The organism is Allobosea sp., from assembly GCF_017308015.1.
In the GTDB taxonomy this organism is placed as follows: domain Bacteria; phylum Pseudomonadota; class Alphaproteobacteria; order Rhizobiales; family Beijerinckiaceae; genus Allobosea.
Map to the genome: position 1 here is coordinate 30,864 of NZ_JAFKFW010000023.1, position 19,475 is coordinate 50,338.

Below are 19,475 nucleotides of genomic sequence, written 5' to 3' on the forward strand. Positions count from 1 at the left end.
GGCAGCCCCTCCGCCTCGGGAGACGATGGAAATGCATTTCACCGATTCGTCGATCTCACGGCGCGCTCTGGCGGCCTTGCTGCTCGCCGCGGCGGCTCCCATCACCCCGGCGCTGGCTGCGCCGCGCATCTTGCGCGGCACCGTTGCCTATCGCGAGCGCATGGCGCTGCCGCCCGGCGCGATCGTCGAGGTCAAGCTACTGGACGTCTCGCTGGCCGATGCGCCTTCCCGCACGATCGCCGAGACCCGCGTCTCCGGCCGCCGCATCCCTGCTCCATGGACCCTCCGTTTCGATTCGCGGCAGATCGAGCCTCGCCGGAATTATGCGTTGCAGGCGCGCATCCTTCACCGCGGGCAACTGCTCTTCATCTCCGCGGAGCGACACAGCGTCTTCACGGGCGGCCCGGACAATACCGATATCTGGGTCCAGCGCGTCTCGAGCGATGACCGGCCGCCCGCCGCAGCGCCCTCCCCGGTCGGGAACTGGCGCCTCGTCAGCCTCGGCGGCAAGCCGGTTCCTGACGCGATCGCCACGACCATGGCGATCGCGGCGGACGGCAAGGTGTCAGGTCGCGGCGGCTGCAACGGCTTCGGCGGCAATGCGACCCTCAAAGGCCGGACGATCCGGTTTTCGCGGATGGTTTCGACGATGATGGCCTGCGCGCCGGCTGCGATGGCGCAGGAGCGTGGCTTCCTCGACGGACTTGCCAAGGTCCGACGCTGGGACATCCATCGCGGGTCGGGCCTGCTCGCGCTGCTCGACGGCCGCGGCCGGCCGATGATGACCCTGGCGCGGTCGTAGCCGACGCTCAATCGACCTTTTCGTTGGGATAGACGCCCCAGAGGCGTTCCTGGCGAATGAAACCGTTGATGTTGCCGACACTGACACGGCACCAGGCATTGGCGCAGGAAGCGATGCTGGCAACGACGCCGGGCTGCAGCCTGGCAACGACGGCCGCCTCCTCGCTGGCGGCGCTGCGCATCGGAAAATTCTCGTCCTTCTTCTTCGACCAGGGCGCGACGAGCGCCGTGCGGCGGCCGGAAAGCAGGCTGTGCAGCACCCAGCCCTCGGTGCCGTCGGCATCGCGCACGCGCCGCCAAGTCTCGAACTCCGCGGTGACCTCCATCGGCAGGCCGGCGCGCTGATAGACCCAGCGCGTGCGGTGCTCCTTGGAGGGGCCTTCGCGGAGATTCACGCGATCCGTCTTCAGGCTGACATAGCGCGGCACCGGCAGCCCGGTAACCGATCCAGCCTGCATGTCCTGGGCGAAGGCGATCGCAGGCAAGCCGATGAGGGCCAATGCAGCCAGAGTCAGGCAGCGCATCGACGAGACCACCATGGCGCCATTCTCCTTCGCATCCGCTCGCCTCCCCGGCGAAGGGGCAAGTTGTCATCCGCCGCGCTGCCGCCTAGACACGCTTATGGTGCCGCGCAACAATTCCCATTCCTGGGCCACCAGAGTTAATGGCGGGTTGAGGAATTGCGGCCGATACGGCCAATGACGGAAGGTTGACCGCCATGTCGAAGAAGAAGCCCTTGGTGGTGGTGACGCGCAAACTGCCCGCCGTGGTGGAAACCCGGATGCGGGAATTGTTCGATGCCAAGCTCAACATCGACGACAAGCCGATGTCGCAGGCCGCTTTGGTCGAGGCGGTGAAGACCGCCGACGTGCTCGTCCCGACCGTAACAGACAAGATCGATGCCGCCGTCATCGCGCAGGCCGGGGACCAATTGCGCCTGATCGCCAATTTCGGCAACGGCGTCGACAATATCGATGTGGCCAGCGCCGTGCAGCGCGGCATCACCGTCACCAACACGCCGGGCGTGCTGACCGACGACACGGCCGACATGACGATCGCACTGATCCTTGCCGTCGCCCGGCGGATCGCCGAAGGCGCGCGCGTCATCCCGGACGACGACTGGGCCGGCTGGTCGCCGACCTGGATGCTCGGCCGGCGCATCACCGGCAAGCGCCTCGGCATCGTCGGCATGGGCCGCATCGGCCAGGCGCTGGCGAAGCGCGCCGCCGCCTTCGGCCTCTCGATACATTATCATAACCGCCGCCGGGTCGATCCGCGCATCGAGGAACAGCTCAACGCGACCTATTGGGATTCGCTCGACCAGATGCTGGCGCGGATGGACATCGTCTCGGTCAACTGCCCGCATACGCCGGCGACCTACCACCTGCTCTCGGCGCGCCGCCTCAAGCTGATGAAGCCGGACGCCATCCTGGTGAACACGGCCCGCGGCGAGGTCGTCGACGAGACGGCGCTCGCCCGCATGCTGGAGGCCGGCGAACTCGCCGGCGCCGGCCTCGACGTGTTCGAGAGCGAACCGGCGGTCAATCCACGCCTGCTGAAGCTCGCACGCCAGCACAAGGTCGTCGTGCTCCCGCATATGGGCTCGGCCACCCATGAGGGCCGCGCGGACATGGGCGAGAAGGTCATCGTCAATATCAAGACCTTCATGGACGGCCACAAGCCGCCGGATCGCGTGCTGCCGAGCATGCTCTGAGAGCTGCGTATCTTACGCTTGTCGTTCGGGGCGTTCCGCAGGCGCGAAACCGGAATGACAAGCGTGAACGATCGGCCGACATCGATACCGCCCAGGGTGGCAGTTCAGGCGGCGCGCAGTCCCGCAAGGCGTGCCGCTTCCGCGGGCCATTCCCTGAAATCGTCGATCACGGCCGCCGCCCCCGCAGCCAGCAGGCGCTCTCGCATGCGAGCCTTGTCATGAGCGACGCCTGTGAAGCCGGCAACCTGCATGCCAGCCGCCCGCGCCGCCAGCACGCCCGGGACCGAATCCTCCAGCACAAGGCAGCGCCCGGCCTCGGCACCCATCTGCGACGCCGCGAACAGGAAGACGTCCGGCGCCGGCTTGCCCCGAACCACCTGCGAGGCCGAGAAGACATGGGGATCGAACAGGTCGATCAGGCCGGCGAGCCCCAGATTGCGGCGCAGCGGCTCCAGCACCGTCGACGAAGCAACGCAGCGACGCCCAGCCATCGACGTCACCGCCTCGCGCACACCGGGAAGTGCGCGCAGTTCGGTCTCCAGGCGGAGAGCTACCGCATCCTCGATCCGCGTCTCGAAATCGGCCGGAAGCGGCCGGCCGAGCTCAGCCTCGATGATCTTCAGGCCGTCGGCCCAAGGAATGCCGACGAGCTGCTCGACATAATGATCCAGCGTCCAGTGGCCCAGGCCGATCTCATGGCACATGGCGAGGTTGACCTCGCCATAGAGCGTCTCGGTGTCGATCAGCGTGCCATCGCAATCGTAGATGACGAGATCGAACGACATGCCGGGCTCCGTCAGCCGCTCAGCGGGTCTGAAGCGTGTCGAACTGGCCGGTCTTGCGGAAGCGCCAGAGATAGGACGAGATGACCGCCTCGGACGAGGTCGGCGCCAGGCCGAGTCCGGCGAAGTCGCGCCCCTCCGCAACGGCTGCCGCCGAGACGACGTTGTCGCTCTCGAGCAGAGTCACCTGATCGCGCGTCATGACCAGTTCGTCCGGAATCAGGCCAAGCGTCAGGGAATCGATGACCTGCAGGACGCTGCCCATGATCCGCGCCAGCGGGAATGGCAGCGGCGCGAGCAGACGCTTGCGGCCGGTCACCTTGCAGACCTCCTCGACGATCTCGCGCAGGTTCTGCACCTCCGGCCCGCCAAGCTCGTAGACGCGACCGCCCTGGACAGCGCCGTCAACGGCGCGGGCAACGATCTCGGCGACATCGCCGACGAAGGCCGGCTGGAATTTCGTCGCGCCATCCCCGACCAGCGGCAGGACGGGCAGCATGCGGGCGAGCGAGGCGAAGCGGTTGAAGAAGGTATCCTCGGGGCCGAACATCACGGACGGGCGCAGCACGACCGCGCCCGGCACGGAGGCGAACATCGCCGCCTCGCCTTCGGCCTTGGAGCGCGCATAGGCCGAAGCCGAGTCGCTGGAGGCGCCGAGCGCAGAAACATGGACCAGCCGCGCGATGCCGGCAGCGGCACAGGCCTGGGCGATGGCGCGCGCGCCGTTCGCCTGCACGGCCGGAAAGCTCTGGCGCCCCTGTTCCTGCATGATACCGACGAGATTGACGACGGCATCAGCCCCCTTCACGGCGGCCGCGACGGAGGCGGGATAACGCAGATTCGCCTGCACGGCATGGATCTGCCCGACGATGCCGATGGGCTGGAGGAAATTGGCGAGATCCGGCCGGCGCACGGCGACGCGCACCCGATAGCCGCGCTTGACGAGCGCACGCACGACATGGCGGCCGACGAAACCGGAACCGCCGAAGACCGTGACGAGTTGCTGGGCCGAGGCCAGGGAAGCCATCGCAAAAGCTCCGTTTAGAATGGTTCTGCCCTCCTAGATCATGTTCCGCGAAAGTGGAAATGCCTTTTGCGGCCGATGCCTCCGATATCCCGCCCCCTGCGGCGTTCCGCCCTATCAGCAATGCCGGTCCCGCCCCTGTTTGGCACCGGCCCATGGCTTCCGCGCCAAAACGCCCCCAATCCGTCACAGCCCGTGAGGGCCGTTTCCACAGGGCAGCGAAAACAAATTCATTTCGCCGCGACAGGGCCGTTGACAGGACGACTCGGCCCCCGTAAACGAACCGCCGTTGCCCAGGTGGCGGAATTGGTAGACGCACCAGCTTCAGGTGCTGGCGCCTGCAAGGGCGTGGAGGTTCGAGTCCTCTCCTGGGCACCACATTTACCTTCGCCGGCTTTCGCCGGTGACCGAAAAGGCCTCCGAGACCTCTGGTCTCGGAGGCCTTTCTCTTTGCTAGCCTTCGCCGGCCTTCGTTGACAGTCGCCGAATTTGTTGGCCTGCTCGCCTGCATAGGCCAACAGGCTAGGAATTCAGGCCAACATCATGCCCCTGACAGACGTTGCGATAAGGAATGCCAAGCCGGCCGGACGGACTGTGAAGCTGTCCGATGGTGGCGGCCTCCAGCTCTGGATTGAGCCGAAAGGCGGCAAACTCTGGCGTCTCGCCTACCGATTCGACGGCAAGCAGAAGAAACTCTCAATCGGCACTTACCCGGCGATCGACCTTCGCGCCGCTCGGGCGAAGCGAGAGGAAGCCAAGACGCTCCTGCGTGATGGCAAAGACCCCGGCGCCGAAAAGCGGCTGGAGAAGCTGACAGGCAAGGCCAACCGGGAAAACACATTCGAGGCCATCGCCGCAGAGGTTGCCGCGAGGAAGAAGCAAAGCGGCAAGGCTCAAGCTACGCTCGACAAGTTCGATTGGTTCTTGGACTTGGCCAAGCCGGTGCTCGGCAAGCGACCGATAACCGAAATCAGCGCGGCCGAAATTCTCGTTGTCTTGCGAAAAATCGAGGCGCGGGGCCATCTCGAAACCGCGCGCCGAATGAGATCCATCATCGGGCAGGTATTCCGCTTCGCCATCGCGACGCAGCGGGCGAAGGATGATCCGACCGTGGCCCTGCGCGGCGCACTGATGGCGCCAGTCGTGAAGAGCCATGCCGCCGTGACCGAGGCCAAGGCCTTCGGGGCGCTCCTGCGCGTCATCGACGACTATGACGGGATGCCCCTCACCCGGCACGCCCTGCGGCTGATGGCACTCCTCTTTCCGCGACCGGGAGAGCTTCGCCTTGCCGAGTGGCGCGAGTTCGATACCGACGAAGCCGTTTGGACCATCCCGGCCGGCCGCATGAAGATGCGCAAGCCCCACGCCGTCCCGCTGCCCAAGCAGGCGCTCACCATCTTGGACGAGCTGCGGGCGATATCCGGCGATGGGGAACTGGTCTTTCCGTCCGTCCGATCGGTCAAGCGGGCAATGTCTGAGAACACGCTGAACGCAGCCTTGCGCCGACTTGGCTACACCAATTCCGACGCAACTTCGCACGGCTTCCGCGCTAGCGCATCAACGCTCCTGAACGAATCCGGCAAGTGGTCGCCCGATGCTATCGAGCGAGCGCTGGCGCATCAGGAAGTTGATGCCGTCCGACGCGCTTACGCTCGCGGCGCTCATTGGAAAGAGCGCGTCGAGATGGCGCAATGGTGGGCGGATCACCTAGACACGCTTCGCAAGGGCGCAACCATTATCCCGATGCCAGCCAAGGGAGCCGGCTGACGGAATTGAGACGGGCAAGGATAGGCCGGCCAGCCGACAAGCCGAGGCGCACCACTCGGTTTCCTTGCCCCCTTCCCGGTGCGTCGCGAGGTGCGACGTGGACTTTCCGAAGATCAGAGCAACTTTCGTTGGCGCCTATGTCGAAAAAGGCGCTTGGACGTGGCAGGGCGTCCCCAACCCGCCCGAGAAAGTGGAGCTGCCGATTGTAACGGCAGTGGCCGCTAAAGTGCTCGCTAACCGCATGCTGGTTGAGCGCGGCAGGCTTCTAGCCGGCCTTCAGCATGCCTTCCTGGCGGAGGCAGAGGCGATGCCGCCTCGCGACCCCGAACGCTTCGCATATGCGATGTTGCAAGTGGTCAAATACCTCTATGCCGCAAACTTCCCTCCGCTCGTGATCCACGAAATGTCAGAGCTTGCCTATGCGCTAGACGACCTGCTCGCCGGCATTCCGTCACCAATCCTAGAGGCAAGGGCGCGAGAAGCAGGGAACGTGACACAGCGCGGCGAAATTTGGCGTATCCGGGCCAACATCGCCAGCGCTGCCGATACTCTCATTCAGCGATTTGGGGCGGGCAAGGACAAGGCATTTCAGGAGGTCGCCAAGACGCTCTCTCCGATTGCCGACATTATCGCTAGACCGGGCGCCAACCTCGTGGACGCGGTGTCCCGCTGGCATCGCCAGTTCAGTGAGACGGAATGCCCTGACGCGCCGGCTCAATTCATCTTCGATAGCCGGTGGGATGCACTGGACAATGCGAAGGCCGCCAACCCTAGGCTAAATGACCAAGCCGGTGCTCGCCTATTCATTGACCGCGCCTTGGCTCTAGGAAGCAGGTCGAACGATAAGACCGCCGATCAGAAGGCCGCTGAGAAGACCTACCGGCTCCCTAAACGCAAGTGATTTTAATACCTCCCATTAAAATACAAAATTTCTGATCAATGGGGCGGATTAGAATCTGGAAATATCTTTTAAACCCCGATTTTTATATCCTCTAATCGGTCGCCTACTGCCTTTCGCCACTTGGACGCCTTCACCCGAAGGCCGGCGAAAGGAAGACCATGACCGACGAGATTGTCGCCCAGGTAGATCCCCTCATCCCCCTCATGACGGCCTTCAACATGGCCGGCCTGAAATGCACCAAGGGATATGAGGAGCTGAAGGCAAAGCGCCTCACCGCCGTTCGCAACGGCACCCGGCGCTTCATCCGTGCAAGCGAGGTTCGCCGCTATATCGATGCGGTCGAAGCCGCCTCCCGACTGGAGGCTGCGTAGTCTCATGCACCTTCAAAAACAAACCCGGCGCGGGGGCGCCGGGCTCGCGAAGGCTTCATTCCTGGCCGGAATGCCTTCCGAAGATACCATCCCCGCCGTTATCGTCAATCGTCTCCAGCGCCGTTTCGGCCTGTCCGAGCTGCACGCCCTGACGGTTCTCCGCCTCGCCTCTCTCGGGCCGAAGGAGGGCCGTGACTGATGGCAAACCTCAAGAGCATCACCATCACCGTCGAAGGCGATACGACGCCGCGCACCTTCAAGGGCCGCGACGCCTGGGCCTTGGACAACCTCATCAACGCCGGCTCGAAAGGCTGCACGCCGATCGACCACCCCGGCCCGCGCTGGTCGCACTATGTTTTCAAGCTCCGCCGGGGCGGCGTTGGCGTCGTCACCCACGATGAGAAGCATTCCGGGCCATATGCGGGCACTCATGCCCGCTACGTCCTGAGCGTCCCCGTAACGGTCATCGAGCGGAGGGCGGCATGAGCCTGAACGTTACCCCCTTGCCGCTTCCGCCGGTCGCGGACATCAACAGCGCAACTAACCCACGCGCGTTCATGGGCGGAGCGCTGGCTTATGCCTGCCTCCATCTAGGCCATGCCTCCGACCATCTCGTCATGGGCGATGGGCCGGCCCTGATGCGCTCTGTCCGCAAGTTCGCAGCCTTCGCCAAGGCGGCGCTGGATACTCTGCCAGAGGCCATGCGCCAGCTCGACGAGGAAGGCGGCCACGATGACTAGCGTGGTTCGGTTTCCTCGCGCCAATGAGCGCCGCGTCAAGCGCGTACCGGATGCCGTCGAGGTCGTCCTGGACTTCGGCCTGTGGTGCGCTGCTACCAGTCAGGGAGGGCGCCTCGTCAGGCGCCACCCCGCCACCCCGAACACACCGGAAGCCGCTGCCGCTCTCGCTCGCGAAATGGCCGAGCGTGATGGCCTGCGCTTCATTTCCAACGAGGCAGGATAATGACCAGCACGAAAGCTGCTCGCCAGCCTCATCCGTGCGCAGGGTTGAGTAAGCGCGCTCTTGAGGCCTTCGAACAAATCGCCATCGGCAACGACCTTGGCCACCATCCTCGGACCCTCGAAACCCTCGTTTCCCGCGGCCTGATTGAGCGCAGGCAGGAGCAAGTGCCTGGGCCGTTCCGTGGCACCTCCATGACCGTTGATCGGTATGACGTGCCGCTGGCCGTGCATGCCAACTGGTGCTCGTGGTGCGCGGAGAACGTCTCCGATGATGAGGCCGCGCTGTGATGACCGCGCCCCTCACTCCCAAGAACTGCGACCTGCGGGATTTCGAGTTCATGTCCTTGGACGTGCGCCGGCTCCTGCGGTCGGATACCTGGCTAGAGGCCGCGAGCGATCCGCGGCTAGGCCATGCCTCGATGACGCTCTGGGCCGAGTGCTGGCATCAAGTCCCTGCCGGCTCTCTGCCTGACAATGACCGCGTGCTGGCGCGCCTCGCCATGTGCGATCCCGCCGAGTGGGAGCGCATCCGCGACCGGGCCCTGTCCGGCTGGATCAAGTGCGATGACGGGCGCCTCTATCATCCGGTCGTCGCTGAAAAGGCCGTGCAGGCTTTCGAGCGGAAGGGCGAGTTCCGCGAAGCCAACCTCAACCGCAGCGAACGGCAAAAACGCTGGCGCGACCGCAGCCGAGATATCTGCGCGCAGCTCCGGTCCTTCGGGATCACCCCACCGGGGGGCGCCAAGCTCGCCACCTTGGAGGGGATGCTGGAGGAGGCCTTAAGGGACCGAGACGCTACTGTAGACGCTAGTGTAGACGCTACCTCGGGTCGCCCTAGCGTCTCGGAGACGCATAGGACAGTAGACAGTAGATATATATCCGAAGCTGACGCTTCGGGCGTGGCCGCCCCGGCTTCGCCTGCGGCAGATACTGCCCTCCCCGACTGGCGGGATCGTCTCTTTCGGCAAGGCCTCGCCTCCGTCAGGCAGTTAACCGGAAAGCCTGATGCGGCGGCGCGGTCGCTGATCGGGAAGTGGCTTCGTGAGGCCAAGGACGATGCCCGCAAGGTGTTGCGCACGATCGAGGACGCGCAGGAGCAGAACGCGGCCGAGCCCGTCGCCTGGATCGAAGCCGCATTGAAGGCGCGGCCCGCGCAGCGCTCCGATTCCCTCGCTTTCACGATGGGGAGGGGCTGAGCATGGATTACCTCGAAACCGCCAAGGCCGAAGGCATCCGGCTTCGCTCATGGGCGCAGGGCAACCACAAGACGACCTGCCCGCGCTGCTCGCATCTCCGCAAAAAGAAAACCGACCCTTGCCTGTCCGTCACCGTGTTTGCCGATCGGGTCCGCTGGCAGTGCCATCACTGCGGTTGGACCGGCGGCGCCGGGGGCGATGATTTCAGGCGCAACCCCGTCCGCGAGGTCCGCATGTTCAATCGTCCTGTTCGTATCGAGAACCCCGAACGCCCCGACAAGCTGCTGGCTTGGTTCGCCGGCCGGGGCATCTCCGCTGCCGCCGTCGAGCGCATGGGTATCTATCGCACCCGCCAGTGGTTTCCGCAGCTTGAGGCCGAGGCCAGTTGCATCGCCTTCCCCTACGAATGGGCCGGCACGCTGCGCAATGTGAAGTACCGCGACAACGACAAGAACTTTCGCCAGGAGAAGAACCCCGAGCCCGTCCTTTACAACGCCGATGCGATCAAGCCGGGTGAGGATCTGATTTTCGTTGAGGGCGAAATGGACGTGCTCGCCTTCATCGAAGCGGGTCTGTCCAATGTGGTCAGCCTGCCGAATGGTGCGCCCGATCGGCCCGAGCAGTCGGATAAGCGGTATGAGCCTTTGGCCACGCATGCGGCCGAACTGGAGGCCGCCGGTCGTATCCTGATCGCGACCGATATGGACGGCCCCGGCGAACTGCTGGCGCAGGAGCTAGCCCGCCGTCTGGGCAAGGATCGATGCTGGCGCGTCACCTTCCCGGCCGATGAGACGACGCAGACGAAGGACGCTAACGAGTGCTTGATGCAGTTCGGGAAGGGCGTGCTGCGGGGGCGCGTCGACAATGCCGAGCCCTGGCCGATCGATGGCCTCTATGGCGCAGACACGTTCGCGGACGAGGTGCTGGCCACCTATCGCGGCGAAGGGCCTAAGCCTCTCTCGCTCGGGATGGGGCGGGACATGGATCAGGCTTTCAAGGTGCTGCCCGGCCAGTTCGTCGTTGTGACCGGCATCCCCAACCACGGCAAGAGCCGATGGCTGGATCAGGCCGCCGCGACCATGTCGGAGCTGCACGGATGGCGCTGGGCCGTGTTCTCACCCGAGACGGGCAGCGAAAACCACATCATCGACCTATGCGAGATTCACGCTGCACTGCCGTTCCATGATGGCCCGTCGATGCGCATGGACGAGGAGCAGTTGCATACCTCGATGCGGTGGGTTCACGAGCGCTTCATGTTCATCGACTCGGGCGAGCATACCCCGTCGATCGATTGGGTTCTGGAGCGTGCGAAGGCTGCCGTTCTGCGAAAGGGCATCAATGGCCTGATCGTCGACCCCTACAACGAACTGGAGGCCGGCCGCCCTCAAGGCATGACGGAAACGGAGTTCGTCTCGCAGCTCATCAGCAAGTGCAAGCGCTTCGCCAAGGTCCACGGCGTGACGGTGTTCATGGTTGCGCACCCGACGAAGATATCGAACCCGGCTGGCGGCAAAGAGCCTGTGCCGGGCCTCTATGACATCTCGGGCTCGGCTCACTGGCGCAACAAGGCGGATGCCGGCTTGGTCGTTTACCGCGACTTCGAAGACCGCTGCACCATGGTCATTGCGAAGAAGATCAGGCGGCAGCCCATCTGCGGTCATCCGGGGCAGGTGAAGTTCTGGTTCATGAGCGCGAGCCGTCGCTTCGAAGTGGTCGAAGGGAGCTATCGCACCCAGGGCCAGGAAACCGGGTCCGCCGCCAACAACAACCGTCGCTCCGCGTGAGGTCCACTATGACGATGCAAGACAAGATCGAGACGTTTGCTCATGAGCAGGCCAAGCAGCTCTGCCACGAGCTGCGCATGCTGGGCTCGCCAACGCGAGGCGAGCACGTGGGCGCCAAGCAGTCTGGCACCATCCTCTGGGAGCGCGACGGCTGGCCCTTCGTTGAGGCGAAGATTGCGCAGGCGCTCGCTAATGCCATGCGGAGGGCTGGCAAATGACCGCCGCCGCAACCGCATCCAAATTGGACATGGACAAGTTTGCCAAGGTCCACCGCCTGATGAGCGGAGGCGCGACTGAGGGCGAGCGCGCTGCGGCTCGGGCTCGGGCTCGGGCTGAAGCCATGGCAGCACGCGCTGGGATGACACTCAAGCAGGCGTCGTCCAAAATGGACAGCAAGGCCAAAGCGCAACCCGCTGCCGCTCAACCATCATCCGACTGGCGCGACATCTTCCGCGGCATGGACGATTGGATGGAGGAGAAGCACCCAGGCTACAAAGCGAGCCAGGCGGAGAAGAAAACCGCCCGCGAGGAACGTCGGGCCGACCGGCGTCGTGCGCTTCTGAAGCGATTTGGGAATGTGTCAGCCGTTTTCGCTTTGACGGAAATCGAGCGGGCGCTGTTCGTCGCCGCCGCGCCGTTTGCAAAGCGGAAAATCAACATGGACTGGTGCGGTACGCAGAAGTTCGCGTTCACCTGCAATTTAGGGGGCGCTGGCGAGCTGGATTTTCTCAGCAAGGCTGACCCCGCGGCGGTTGCTGCAATTCGCGAGGGCTGGCCGATGCCGCAGAAATTGCACGGCATGCTTGCCGAGGCGTTGATGTGGGACAAGCTGCATGATGACCGAAGCGCATTTGTCGAGGGCGAATATCGTCACCACCTTGAAGTATTCGCCCGGATGGAGCTGCTGGAACGCGACCTGCACAATCGCCCCGCGGAATCTTGGGACGATGTACAAGCCCGGTTCGCCTGGGAAAAGCATAAGTTCGAGCGACAGTGGATCGACCCGACCGAGGAGAAGGAAGACGGGCTCGTAATGACCCTCCGCCGCGACTTTGAAATGCTTCGCCGACGCTACGAGGCTCCCGCTCAAAATGGACAGGACGAAGCCTGTGCCAAATCGACGGGCACCAATTGGCGCACCAATGCCGATAAGCAGCGCGACGTCATCTCGCTGTTGAACGAGGCGCCGCATTTGTCAGACCGGGAGATCGGGCGGCGCACCGGAGTGAGCCCGCAGACTGCGTCCACCTGGCGGAAGAAGCTCGCAAACCAGTGTCCAACTTGAGCACTGAACGAGCATCGGGAAAATAGGCTCAATACCTCAGTTTTTCTGCACCCCGTTTTAGGGGCTCAATACCGCAAACGTGACGCGCGAAAATTAGGCTCAATACCGCAGTTTTTGTGCGTCGCGCCCGGAACCATCATTTGGGACCGTCTTCGTCGAACATGACGAAACTTCCGTTGGCGACGGGATCAATGCGATCAGCCTGGGAAATTGCCCACCTTCGCCATTTATCGAGTTTCTCGCGAGCGATATTACCGGGCCGCTTTTCCCACTCACGCACCGCTTGATCAACATAGGACCGAATAGCAGATGCCTTTCGGAGATTGTCCGCGTCATCGAGCAGCCGTTTGACCCGCGCTTGCTCCAGAGCCGCTTGCTGCTCCTTGGTTTCGCGCTCGATGCGCTCCCGCTCTTGACGGTCTCGCTCTATCGCGAGGTCCCGCCGTTGGATGCGCCAGTCCCTTAGGTCTGCGAACCCTTGGCGGTAACTGAGTTCTGCATCAACAAATAGCTCCGTAAGGATTTCCGCGGCCGATGCTTCCAGCTTGCCGCTCTCGGTGTCGGACCAGACCCGACCGCCCGATTCTCGCTCATCTCGAAATGGCCCGAGCACGACCTCGACCTCTTCGCGCTCTTCTCGCTCGCGACGACCGGATATCGTCTTGTAAGAGTGTTTGGCGACCTTGCGTACCGAGAGCCCGATCCGCGTTTCACCGACAGTGGCCTCAAATTCCAGTTTGTCTTTGTCGCCGCGGCGCCATTTCGCACCAGCCCTCTCCCCCGCCAGCAAGAGCCCGTTTGCGATTCTCAGGCGCCTTCGGTCGAGAGGACTTTGAAAGCGCGGGCGCGGCCAGGAGAATCCACTTGCCCTTTCCTGCTCCACCAATTTCTGTTCTTCAGAAATCAGCGTCGCGATTTGGACATGAGCTCTCGTGATGCGATCCGGAATATTGACTGTTCCCACGAGCGCGTGCGCCCGGTTGCGCACGGCGGTCTCGTCCTCGTCGAAATCTGGAAGTTCGGGAACGAAATCGTCGGGCGCGTCATTCCACAGCCGCCATTGAGAGTCGCCGATGACAAGGACTTCCGGTTTTCCCAGGCCTCTTTGGGGCAGCGCTATTTTGACGGTCCTCTTCCCGGCCTGCAGCTTGTTCCAATGTCCCTGCGGTGGCGTCGGCACATCGAATTTCTTGCATGCCTTCTTCAAGGCAACGTCTGAAATGCCGAACCGCTCGCACAGCTTCCAAAGCGGTTCGGCCCACACCAGGTCGTAGAGCTCTCTTCGGGTGCACGTCTGTGGCAAGCTCGCCCCCAGCGTCTATCGCGACATTTCCGACACTATGGAAGCCGGAGAGGAGGACACCAATGGCAGAAACGCGTATCGACCTGGCAATTGAGGCAGGAGCCAAGGCCATGCATGAGAGCGCTCGTGAAAAGCGCCAGTTCACCTGGGAGCAATCGTCGGAGGAGTGGCGGCGTGATTTGCGCGCCTTCGTTCGGCCCATCGTTGAGGCCGCGCTGGAATCCTCCGATGAATTTCTGGCTGCGGCTACACGCAGGAAGCCCACTCCGGAGAATAGATAGCCCCGCCATGACTCAGTGGCTGGCGCTGGCTGGCCCTGATGAGGCCACGGCTGGGGTGGTAGCCGAGCCAGCACGAATGCGGCCCGCGACTCTGAAGACGCCACCTGCGCTTTGACGTCCAGTTCACTCCCGAATGAGATCCCTGCTCCGCCTCATGTGGGGTACGGCAGCACTGGCGAAGGTCAAGCGCATCGAGTGCAACAGCAAGGCATCGCTCGCCTTCAGTTTCTGGCTCCGTCCCGAGGGTGAGTATGGCACCGCCGACGGCATCGCTCACAGCGTAGCCGCGGCGGCCTGCGGTTCTTCGGCGGCCAAAATGGGATCACGGTGTACTATCCCGATGGCGCGTCCGTCACGCTTGATCCTGGATGGCCGAGATCTGCCAGGTGAAGTTCTGGTTCATGGGGGAAGTTCGACGGTTTGAGGCAGTCGCCGGCAGTGCAGACCTCTCGGCGCTTCGTAGATCCCCTCCAAAATCCCGTCAGCCACAGATTGCGCCTTGATCCTTTGTACCAATGAGGCGAGCATTAATTGGTGCTTCGGGGGGATCATGCGGACAATTGGTATCAGAGCGGCGCCCAGCGCCGTGACGTTTGCTGTGTATGACGCCGCGGCTCAGGTCGTTGTGAACGTCGAGCAGATAGTCATACCAGCGGCATTCGAAACTCCCGACGCGCTTAAATACATTAGGAGCAACCTGCTTGACGTACTCAGGGAGTACAAAGTCACTCGTGCAGGCATCCGCGCTACGGAACCTTCGGCGCAAAATCCTTCTATCCCACGCATAGAAATAGAAGGCGTACTGAAGGAGGCTTTTGCAAGTAGCGACCTCGAAGCCTTTTATGTAGGTCATATCTCATCGATCGCATCGCGTCTCGGTATCGACCGAGCCGCACTCAAGCCAATGATTGATGGAGAGAGCGATCCCGGCATAGAAAACTGGGACCGGATGAATAAAGAACAGCGGGAGGCTGTTTTGTGCGCGAGGGGAGCAGTTAATGCTTAGGCCGTACAAAAGGGCGGAGCTAAATTTTGCTGAAATTCGAGAGATAGGCGCCGACGGCAGAAATTCGAAAACTCATCTGGTTCGCGACGCCCAACTGGGTGCCGAGATTGTCATGAAGACAATCGCAAAAGCCGATCTTATCGATCCTGCAGAATTCTTTGACGAGGCCAAGCATCTCTACGCGACGGCTCATCAAAACGTGGTGCAAATACATTACGCCTGCGAGGATGCCGACAGCGTATATATCGCCATGCCATTTTACATTCGCGGGTCGGTCAAGGGGCTTATGGCGGCCAGCAGACTAACCGTGCGGGAAGTCATCAGGCTCGGATGCCAATTGCTTTGCGGTGTTCATAATATACATTCTAAAGGACTGATACATTTCGATATAAAACCGGACAATGTATTACTTTCTAAGCGGAGCGAGGCTCTGCTTTCTGATTTCGGGCTAGCGAAACAAATGCAGCTCGGCTTTGCTCAACCTAATGGCTTCTATCTGAAGATGGCACCCCCAGAGGCCGTTGGCGGGCCGCCGTATGATTTGCGGTTCGACATTTACCAAATCGGCCTGACGCTATATCGCATGATCAATGGAAATGACGAGTTCTATCGGCAGTTTGCTCCTTTCTATGACGCCCTCGGAAACATAGACCGGCCCGCGCTAGCGGCAGCAATCATTGCCGGGGCCTTTCCCGATCGGCAAGCCTTTGGCGAGCACGTTCAGGTCAAGCTGCGTCGGGTGGTGGCAAAGTGTCTGGAGCCGAACCCGCTTGATCGTTATCCATCGGCTCTTGCGGTAGCTAACGCCCTCGCGGCGATTGACGAATGTCTGGACTGGCGGCCGGTTGAAGACCCTGTTAACAAGGTTTGGATAAAGAACGAAAACGGAACGGAGAAACGCTTCGTTGTGAACTCTGACGGCTCTACCGAGTTTACAACTACGGTGCTGGGGGGCGCGGCTCGGCGAAAGCGCGACCTTTGTAAGGCTCGGATGACGAGACGGGAGATTGAGGGAACTCTCAAATCAAACTGATGAGCAAGATCAAAAACGACCCGACAAAATATCAAAAGCGAGAAGTCTCAGCACCCGTCCCGGCGCCGAGGAGCGCGCCATTGCCTATTGATCTGGCGAGCGCATTTTTTACGGCTCAGGTTGTAAAAGGCCGCTATCTGGACTTCCGCAAGTTAAAGAGCGCGCCCCCCCGTAGGCATTCCAAGCGGAGTTAGATAACGACCGCAGCGGTGGACCCTCTGAACAGTTCTCGAAATTTCCTTTTTGGCGCAGCCGTTCTCCTGTTCTGCCCTGCGGTATCGAGCGCGCAGTCCTATGAGTTCCGCCCAGGCCAAGCGGTTGCGATCGACGGCGATACGCTTCGGATTGGTTCGCAGCGCATCCGCCTGTCTGCAATGGATGCCCCCGAGCTGAGCCAAGTTTGCCGATCGGACGCCGGCAAGGCGACGCTCTGCGGGCGAGATTCTCGGGATGCGCTGGCGAAGCTGATCCGCGAGGGCGTACGTTGCATGGTCGAAACCCATGACCGCTATGGCCGCGAGGTTGCCACCTGCACCAATGCCGCCGGGCTCGACATCGGCCGCGAGATGATCCGGCAGGGCTGGGCAGTTCCGTACTGGCGATATGGTGGCGCGCGCTACTCCAAGGCCTATGACGAAGCTTTGGCCGCCGATGTCGGGATGCATGCCGGGACGTTCATCGACCCCGAGCAATGGCGGCGCGGGGAGCGCTGGTGAAGGATCTACGATCAGCGCATTTTTGCGCCGATGGATCACGGCGCCGCGTCGCGAACCGACCAGCCCTTGCAGGAACACATTGCGCCCCTATCTCGTTGCCAGCCCGGCGTCGCCTTGGCGTCTGCACGCTCTCCCTGGCCGCGTAGTCGCGGATGTACCGACCGCGTCAGCGGAGAGCCATCGGTTTCCCGGCGATTGCCGGTTACGGAAAGTCCTGGCCTAGCCAGAGGCCCGTCGCCATCAGCGGCGGGCTTTTCCATGCCGTCCATCGATGTCATGCCTTGCTAAGGTATCGAATAGGAGCGGCAACCACTTGGCAAAATTGCAAGATTATCGATCAGCCACGGAAAGAGGCCATCAAAAAGGCCATCTGAAAGCCCTCGCTGCCCGGTCAATCGAAGCAGTGTTTCGCCACCCACTCCTCTTCGCTCATCGGCCGCCGCAGCTCGAAAGGCTCGCGCTCGTCATCTTCCGGCGGATGATCGAGAACGACATATCGCACTCCGCCGTGACCATTTTTGACGCGCTCCAGCGCAGCGATGCGCCTATCCATCTCGCGGCTCAAAGTGCGCCCTCCTGCTCAAGTTGGCTTAGTGTGCGATGCCCTTCCGGGTCATTTGCAGCCAACCACTCGCGCCAGCCTGGGCCATGCTCTTCCTCCAGCTTGGCATTGCACGCCCTGATGGCCGCCGTCAGCTCGGCATCGGTCATACGCTCAATGCGCTTGCCGCCGCCGCGCTCGGCTTTGTGTTTCGCCTCCATCTTAATGAGGCGGCGCTCCAGTTCCCGGCTCATAGCCCAATGCCATTTTCAGCGGGTTCAATGATGACGTTGACGATGTGAAAGGCGTCGGTGTCTGCGGCCTCAATCGCAGCAATCCGGGCCTCTCGTTCCTCCGGTGCGCAGTCGAGGATATGCAGCTCCACACGCTGGCCGGGCTTCTTGACGCCGGACGCCTTCTCCAGCTTTGCCAATCGCTCGCTCAGTCGCATTTAAGCTGCTCCCTGCATGGCCGGCCGATAGCCAGCGGGCCAGTTGACCCGGATGATTGGTTCGCGCGCCGTGATGCGCCCTTCAGCGAAGGCCCGCAGGCACTCGGCCTCATTCTCTTCAGCCGTCCCGCACAGGATCAGGCACCGCAGAGGGACGCGCGCTCGCAATGCTGCCTCCAGCCGGTTCAGACGACGGGCGAGAGCGCTGGTCATGTGTCAGCCCTCAGCGCTGCCGCAATGGCTGCCTGCCCCGAACGCCATGCATCCTCATTCCCTCGCAGGCGGGCTCGGATGGCTGCCATTGCCTCGGGAGATGCTTTGAGGCGAGCTAGATCAGCAGCCACAGCGGCATCCCGCGCCTCTTTGGCGATATGTTCGAAAACCGGCCTGCGCCGTTCCTCAAGCTTTATGATCCGAGCAAGGATTGCGTTGCTCATAGCCCCTCCATGAAAAAGTCATGCACTGCGGCCGGCTTGGGCGGAACGACGTAAACAGGGCAGTCTTTGCCGTCGCCAAGCAGACGAGCGCTCACTTCTGCAATAAGCCGGCTTGCCTCTTCAGGATTGGCCGCCGCCCAATTCGCTACTTCACGACGCTCCGCGTTCTCATCTGCTCCTGGCCGGCGCATCATTTCCAATTTGACGATGCGGGCGAGGATGGTGCTTTTCATTGCATCACCGCGGGTTCGTCGAGGAGATCGAGACATTCTTCATGCGAGAGACCGCAAAGCTCGACGCGCTCCAGAGGCGCGTTCGGGTCTTCGGAATCCGACCACATGATGAAACGGCTGGACTGAGCGTTCCGCGCTTGCTCCAGCCGATCGATGCGCGCGGATAGCTGCCGTGTCATGGGCGTCCTCCCTCCAGCGCTTCCAACCGGCGATGCAGGTCCGTCACCTCGATCGCCTTGGCGTGTGCGTCCACCAGCTTGCCCAGCTCGGCCGCCTCTGATGGCGTCAGCTCGCCCCCGGCAACCGCTTCCATGATGGCCTGCGTCGCCTTCGGGAGGTCGCTGACGGTTTCGATGTTCGGGAGGTCAAACGTGACAGGCCGGTCGCGCCTGACGGGGGCAATGCGATCCATGCAGAGGCGTAGGGCCGTGATGTCGCCAGCCATGGCCAGGCTGATGGCTTTCTTCGTCAGCTTTTCGGCCTCACCCTCCAGCAGGGCCTCGATGGCGAGCGTGGTCTTATGGCGCGTGCCTTTCGCTTTGCCGGCAGGGTTCCCCGACTGCCCCGGCTTGAACCGAGTTCCCTGCTTTCCGCCTGCATTTTCAGGTTCGCTCATGCCACCCCCCTGAGCATCACCCACGCGACGAGAGCGAAGCTCGCTAACGCTAAGACAGCGTCACCCCTTGCAGGAGGACGGGGGAAGGGGCACGTTGAGGTGGCAAACTGGAGCATTCCACCGTGGACCGGATGACGCGCGGATTTCATCGGCTTGGACTTGTTGGCGCTGTCCCACTCTTGCTGGTCGCAGCGTATATCTGCTTTGGCGGCTTCTTCCTGGCGAAGACGGCCAGCGAGGCAAATGACAGCTACATGCTTGCTGTGCTGTT

Annotated in this window: 26 protein-coding genes and 1 tRNA gene; 18 read left to right on the plus strand and 9 right to left on the minus strand. The window is 62.5% G+C overall.

Going from position 1 to position 19,475, the window contains the following annotated elements; translation table 11 throughout:
* The first annotated feature begins 31 nt into the window (after window positions 1-31).
* A complete protein-coding gene (locus J0I42_RS18050; RefSeq protein WP_291656786.1) occupies window positions 32-802 on the plus strand; it encodes a YbaY family lipoprotein in 771 nt (256 codons plus the stop codon).
* 7 nt (window positions 803-809) lie between these two features.
* Here the strand turns inward: J0I42_RS18050 and J0I42_RS18055 are convergent, their stop codons facing one another.
* Entirely contained in the window at window positions 810-1,340 is a 531-nt protein-coding gene (locus J0I42_RS18055) for an SH3 domain-containing protein (RefSeq protein ID WP_291656787.1), read from the minus strand.
* A gap of 179 nt (window positions 1,341-1,519) precedes the next feature.
* Here J0I42_RS18055 and J0I42_RS18060 point away from each other — a divergent pair, with 179 nt between their 5' ends.
* Entirely contained in the window at window positions 1,520-2,515 is a 996-nt protein-coding gene (locus tag J0I42_RS18060) for a 2-hydroxyacid dehydrogenase (RefSeq protein ID WP_291656788.1), read from the plus strand.
* Between the two features lie 104 nt (window positions 2,516-2,619).
* Here J0I42_RS18060 and J0I42_RS18065 read toward each other — a convergent pair whose 3' ends face one another.
* Both J0I42_RS18065 and J0I42_RS18070 read right to left on the minus strand, forming a co-directional pair.
* The gene (locus J0I42_RS18065; RefSeq protein WP_291656789.1) at window positions 2,620-3,300 is read right to left on the minus strand and encodes an HAD family hydrolase; all 681 of its coding nucleotides are present in this window, start codon (window positions 3,298-3,300) and stop codon (window positions 2,620-2,622) included.
* Between the two features lie 19 nt (window positions 3,301-3,319).
* On the minus strand, window positions 3,320-4,324 hold the full coding sequence (locus J0I42_RS18070; protein ID WP_291656790.1) for a complex I NDUFA9 subunit family protein: 1,005 nt from the start codon (window positions 4,322-4,324) through the stop codon (window positions 3,320-3,322).
* Between the two features lie 288 nt (window positions 4,325-4,612).
* Here J0I42_RS18070 and J0I42_RS18075 point away from each other — a divergent pair.
* The 12 genes from J0I42_RS18075 (at window position 4,613) to J0I42_RS18130 (ending at window position 12,587) form a co-directional block, all read left to right on the plus strand.
* Window positions 4,613-4,699: transfer RNA gene (locus J0I42_RS18075), tRNA-Leu, on the plus strand.
* Between the two features lie 165 nt (window positions 4,700-4,864).
* Window positions 4,865-6,088 (plus strand): tyrosine-type recombinase/integrase, encoded by a 1,224-nt coding sequence (locus tag J0I42_RS18080; RefSeq protein WP_291656791.1) that lies wholly within the window; start codon window positions 4,865-4,867, stop codon window positions 6,086-6,088.
* Window positions 6,089-6,185: 97 nt separating this feature from the next.
* On the plus strand, window positions 6,186-6,989 hold the full coding sequence (locus J0I42_RS18085; protein WP_291656792.1) for a hypothetical protein: 804 nt from the start codon (window positions 6,186-6,188) through the stop codon (window positions 6,987-6,989).
* 158 nt (window positions 6,990-7,147) lie between these two features.
* Window positions 7,148-7,360 carry a hypothetical protein gene (locus J0I42_RS18090; protein ID WP_291656793.1) on the plus strand — a complete coding sequence of 71 codons (213 nt, stop codon included), beginning with the start codon at window positions 7,148-7,150 and terminating at the stop codon, window positions 7,358-7,360.
* 198 nt (window positions 7,361-7,558) lie between these two features.
* A complete protein-coding gene (locus J0I42_RS18095; protein WP_366509844.1) occupies window positions 7,559-7,846 on the plus strand; it encodes a winged helix domain-containing protein in 288 nt (95 codons plus the stop codon).
* Window positions 7,843-8,100 (plus strand): hypothetical protein, encoded by a 258-nt coding sequence (locus J0I42_RS18100; RefSeq protein ID WP_291656794.1) that lies wholly within the window; start codon window positions 7,843-7,845, stop codon window positions 8,098-8,100. The genes J0I42_RS18095 and J0I42_RS18100 overlap by 4 nt, the downstream gene beginning before the upstream one ends.
* The gene (locus J0I42_RS18105) at window positions 8,093-8,323 is read left to right on the plus strand and encodes a hypothetical protein (protein ID WP_291656795.1); all 231 of its coding nucleotides are present in this window, start codon (window positions 8,093-8,095) and stop codon (window positions 8,321-8,323) included. Before J0I42_RS18100 ends, J0I42_RS18105 begins: the two co-directional genes overlap by 8 nt.
* Window positions 8,323-8,610, plus strand: a complete 288-nt coding sequence (locus J0I42_RS18110) for a hypothetical protein (protein WP_291656797.1) — start codon at window positions 8,323-8,325, stop codon at window positions 8,608-8,610. Before J0I42_RS18105 ends, J0I42_RS18110 begins: the two co-directional genes overlap by 1 nt.
* Window positions 8,610-9,518: a DUF1376 domain-containing protein gene (locus J0I42_RS18115; protein ID WP_291656798.1), complete on the plus strand. Its 909-nt coding sequence runs from the start codon at window positions 8,610-8,612 to the stop codon at window positions 9,516-9,518. Before J0I42_RS18110 ends, J0I42_RS18115 begins: the two co-directional genes overlap by 1 nt.
* 2 nt (window positions 9,519-9,520) lie before the next feature.
* A complete protein-coding gene (locus tag J0I42_RS18120) occupies window positions 9,521-11,302 on the plus strand; it encodes an AAA family ATPase (RefSeq protein ID WP_291656800.1) in 1,782 nt (593 codons plus the stop codon).
* Window positions 11,303-11,310: 8 nt separating this feature from the next.
* Window positions 11,311-11,520: a hypothetical protein gene (locus tag J0I42_RS18125; protein WP_291656801.1), complete on the plus strand. Its 210-nt coding sequence runs from the start codon at window positions 11,311-11,313 to the stop codon at window positions 11,518-11,520.
* Window positions 11,517-12,587, plus strand: a complete 1,071-nt coding sequence (locus J0I42_RS18130) for a winged helix-turn-helix domain-containing protein (protein WP_291656802.1) — start codon at window positions 11,517-11,519, stop codon at window positions 12,585-12,587. Before J0I42_RS18125 ends, J0I42_RS18130 begins: the two co-directional genes overlap by 4 nt.
* 136 nt (window positions 12,588-12,723) lie before the next feature.
* Here J0I42_RS18130 and J0I42_RS18135 read toward each other — a convergent pair whose 3' ends face one another.
* Entirely contained in the window at window positions 12,724-13,851 is a 1,128-nt protein-coding gene (locus J0I42_RS18135; protein ID WP_291656803.1) for a hypothetical protein, read from the minus strand.
* Between the two features lie 101 nt (window positions 13,852-13,952).
* Between J0I42_RS18135 and J0I42_RS18140 the strand changes: the two genes are divergently transcribed.
* The 4 genes from J0I42_RS18140 to J0I42_RS18155 all read left to right on the plus strand — a co-directional run bounded on the left by J0I42_RS18140 (window position 13,953) and on the right by J0I42_RS18155 (window position 16,926).
* Complete coding sequence (locus J0I42_RS18140; protein ID WP_291656804.1) at window positions 13,953-14,171, plus strand: hypothetical protein; 219 nt, start codon at window positions 13,953-13,955, stop codon at window positions 14,169-14,171.
* A gap of 586 nt (window positions 14,172-14,757) precedes the next feature.
* The gene (locus tag J0I42_RS18145; protein ID WP_291656805.1) at window positions 14,758-15,177 is read left to right on the plus strand and encodes a hypothetical protein; all 420 of its coding nucleotides are present in this window, start codon (window positions 14,758-14,760) and stop codon (window positions 15,175-15,177) included.
* The gene (locus J0I42_RS18150; RefSeq protein ID WP_291656807.1) at window positions 15,170-16,210 is read left to right on the plus strand and encodes a serine/threonine-protein kinase; all 1,041 of its coding nucleotides are present in this window, start codon (window positions 15,170-15,172) and stop codon (window positions 16,208-16,210) included. The genes J0I42_RS18145 and J0I42_RS18150 overlap by 8 nt, the downstream gene beginning before the upstream one ends.
* 209 nt (window positions 16,211-16,419) lie before the next feature.
* Window positions 16,420-16,926: a thermonuclease family protein gene (locus tag J0I42_RS18155; RefSeq protein WP_291656809.1), complete on the plus strand. Its 507-nt coding sequence runs from the start codon at window positions 16,420-16,422 to the stop codon at window positions 16,924-16,926.
* Window positions 16,927-17,317: 391 nt separating this feature from the next.
* Here the strand turns inward: J0I42_RS18155 and J0I42_RS18160 are convergent, their stop codons facing one another.
* The 5 genes from J0I42_RS18160 to J0I42_RS18180 all read right to left on the minus strand — a co-directional run bounded on the left by J0I42_RS18160 (window position 17,318) and on the right by J0I42_RS18180 (window position 19,204).
* Window positions 17,318-17,491 carry a hypothetical protein gene (locus J0I42_RS18160; protein WP_291656811.1) on the minus strand — a complete coding sequence of 58 codons (174 nt, stop codon included), beginning with the start codon at window positions 17,489-17,491 and terminating at the stop codon, window positions 17,318-17,320.
* Window positions 17,488-17,721: a hypothetical protein gene (locus tag J0I42_RS18165; RefSeq protein WP_291656813.1), complete on the minus strand. Its 234-nt coding sequence runs from the start codon at window positions 17,719-17,721 to the stop codon at window positions 17,488-17,490. The genes J0I42_RS18160 and J0I42_RS18165 overlap by 4 nt, the downstream gene beginning before the upstream one ends.
* The gene (locus J0I42_RS18170) at window positions 17,718-17,918 is read right to left on the minus strand and encodes a hypothetical protein (protein WP_291656816.1); all 201 of its coding nucleotides are present in this window, start codon (window positions 17,916-17,918) and stop codon (window positions 17,718-17,720) included. Before J0I42_RS18170 ends, J0I42_RS18165 begins: the two co-directional genes overlap by 4 nt.
* 433 nt (window positions 17,919-18,351) lie before the next feature.
* Window positions 18,352-18,588 carry a hypothetical protein gene (locus J0I42_RS18175; RefSeq protein ID WP_291656818.1) on the minus strand — a complete coding sequence of 79 codons (237 nt, stop codon included), beginning with the start codon at window positions 18,586-18,588 and terminating at the stop codon, window positions 18,352-18,354.
* A 175-nt stretch (window positions 18,589-18,763) separates the two neighbouring features.
* Entirely contained in the window at window positions 18,764-19,204 is a 441-nt protein-coding gene (locus tag J0I42_RS18180; protein ID WP_291656820.1) for a DUF5681 domain-containing protein, read from the minus strand.
* Window positions 19,205-19,475 lie beyond the last annotated feature (271 nt).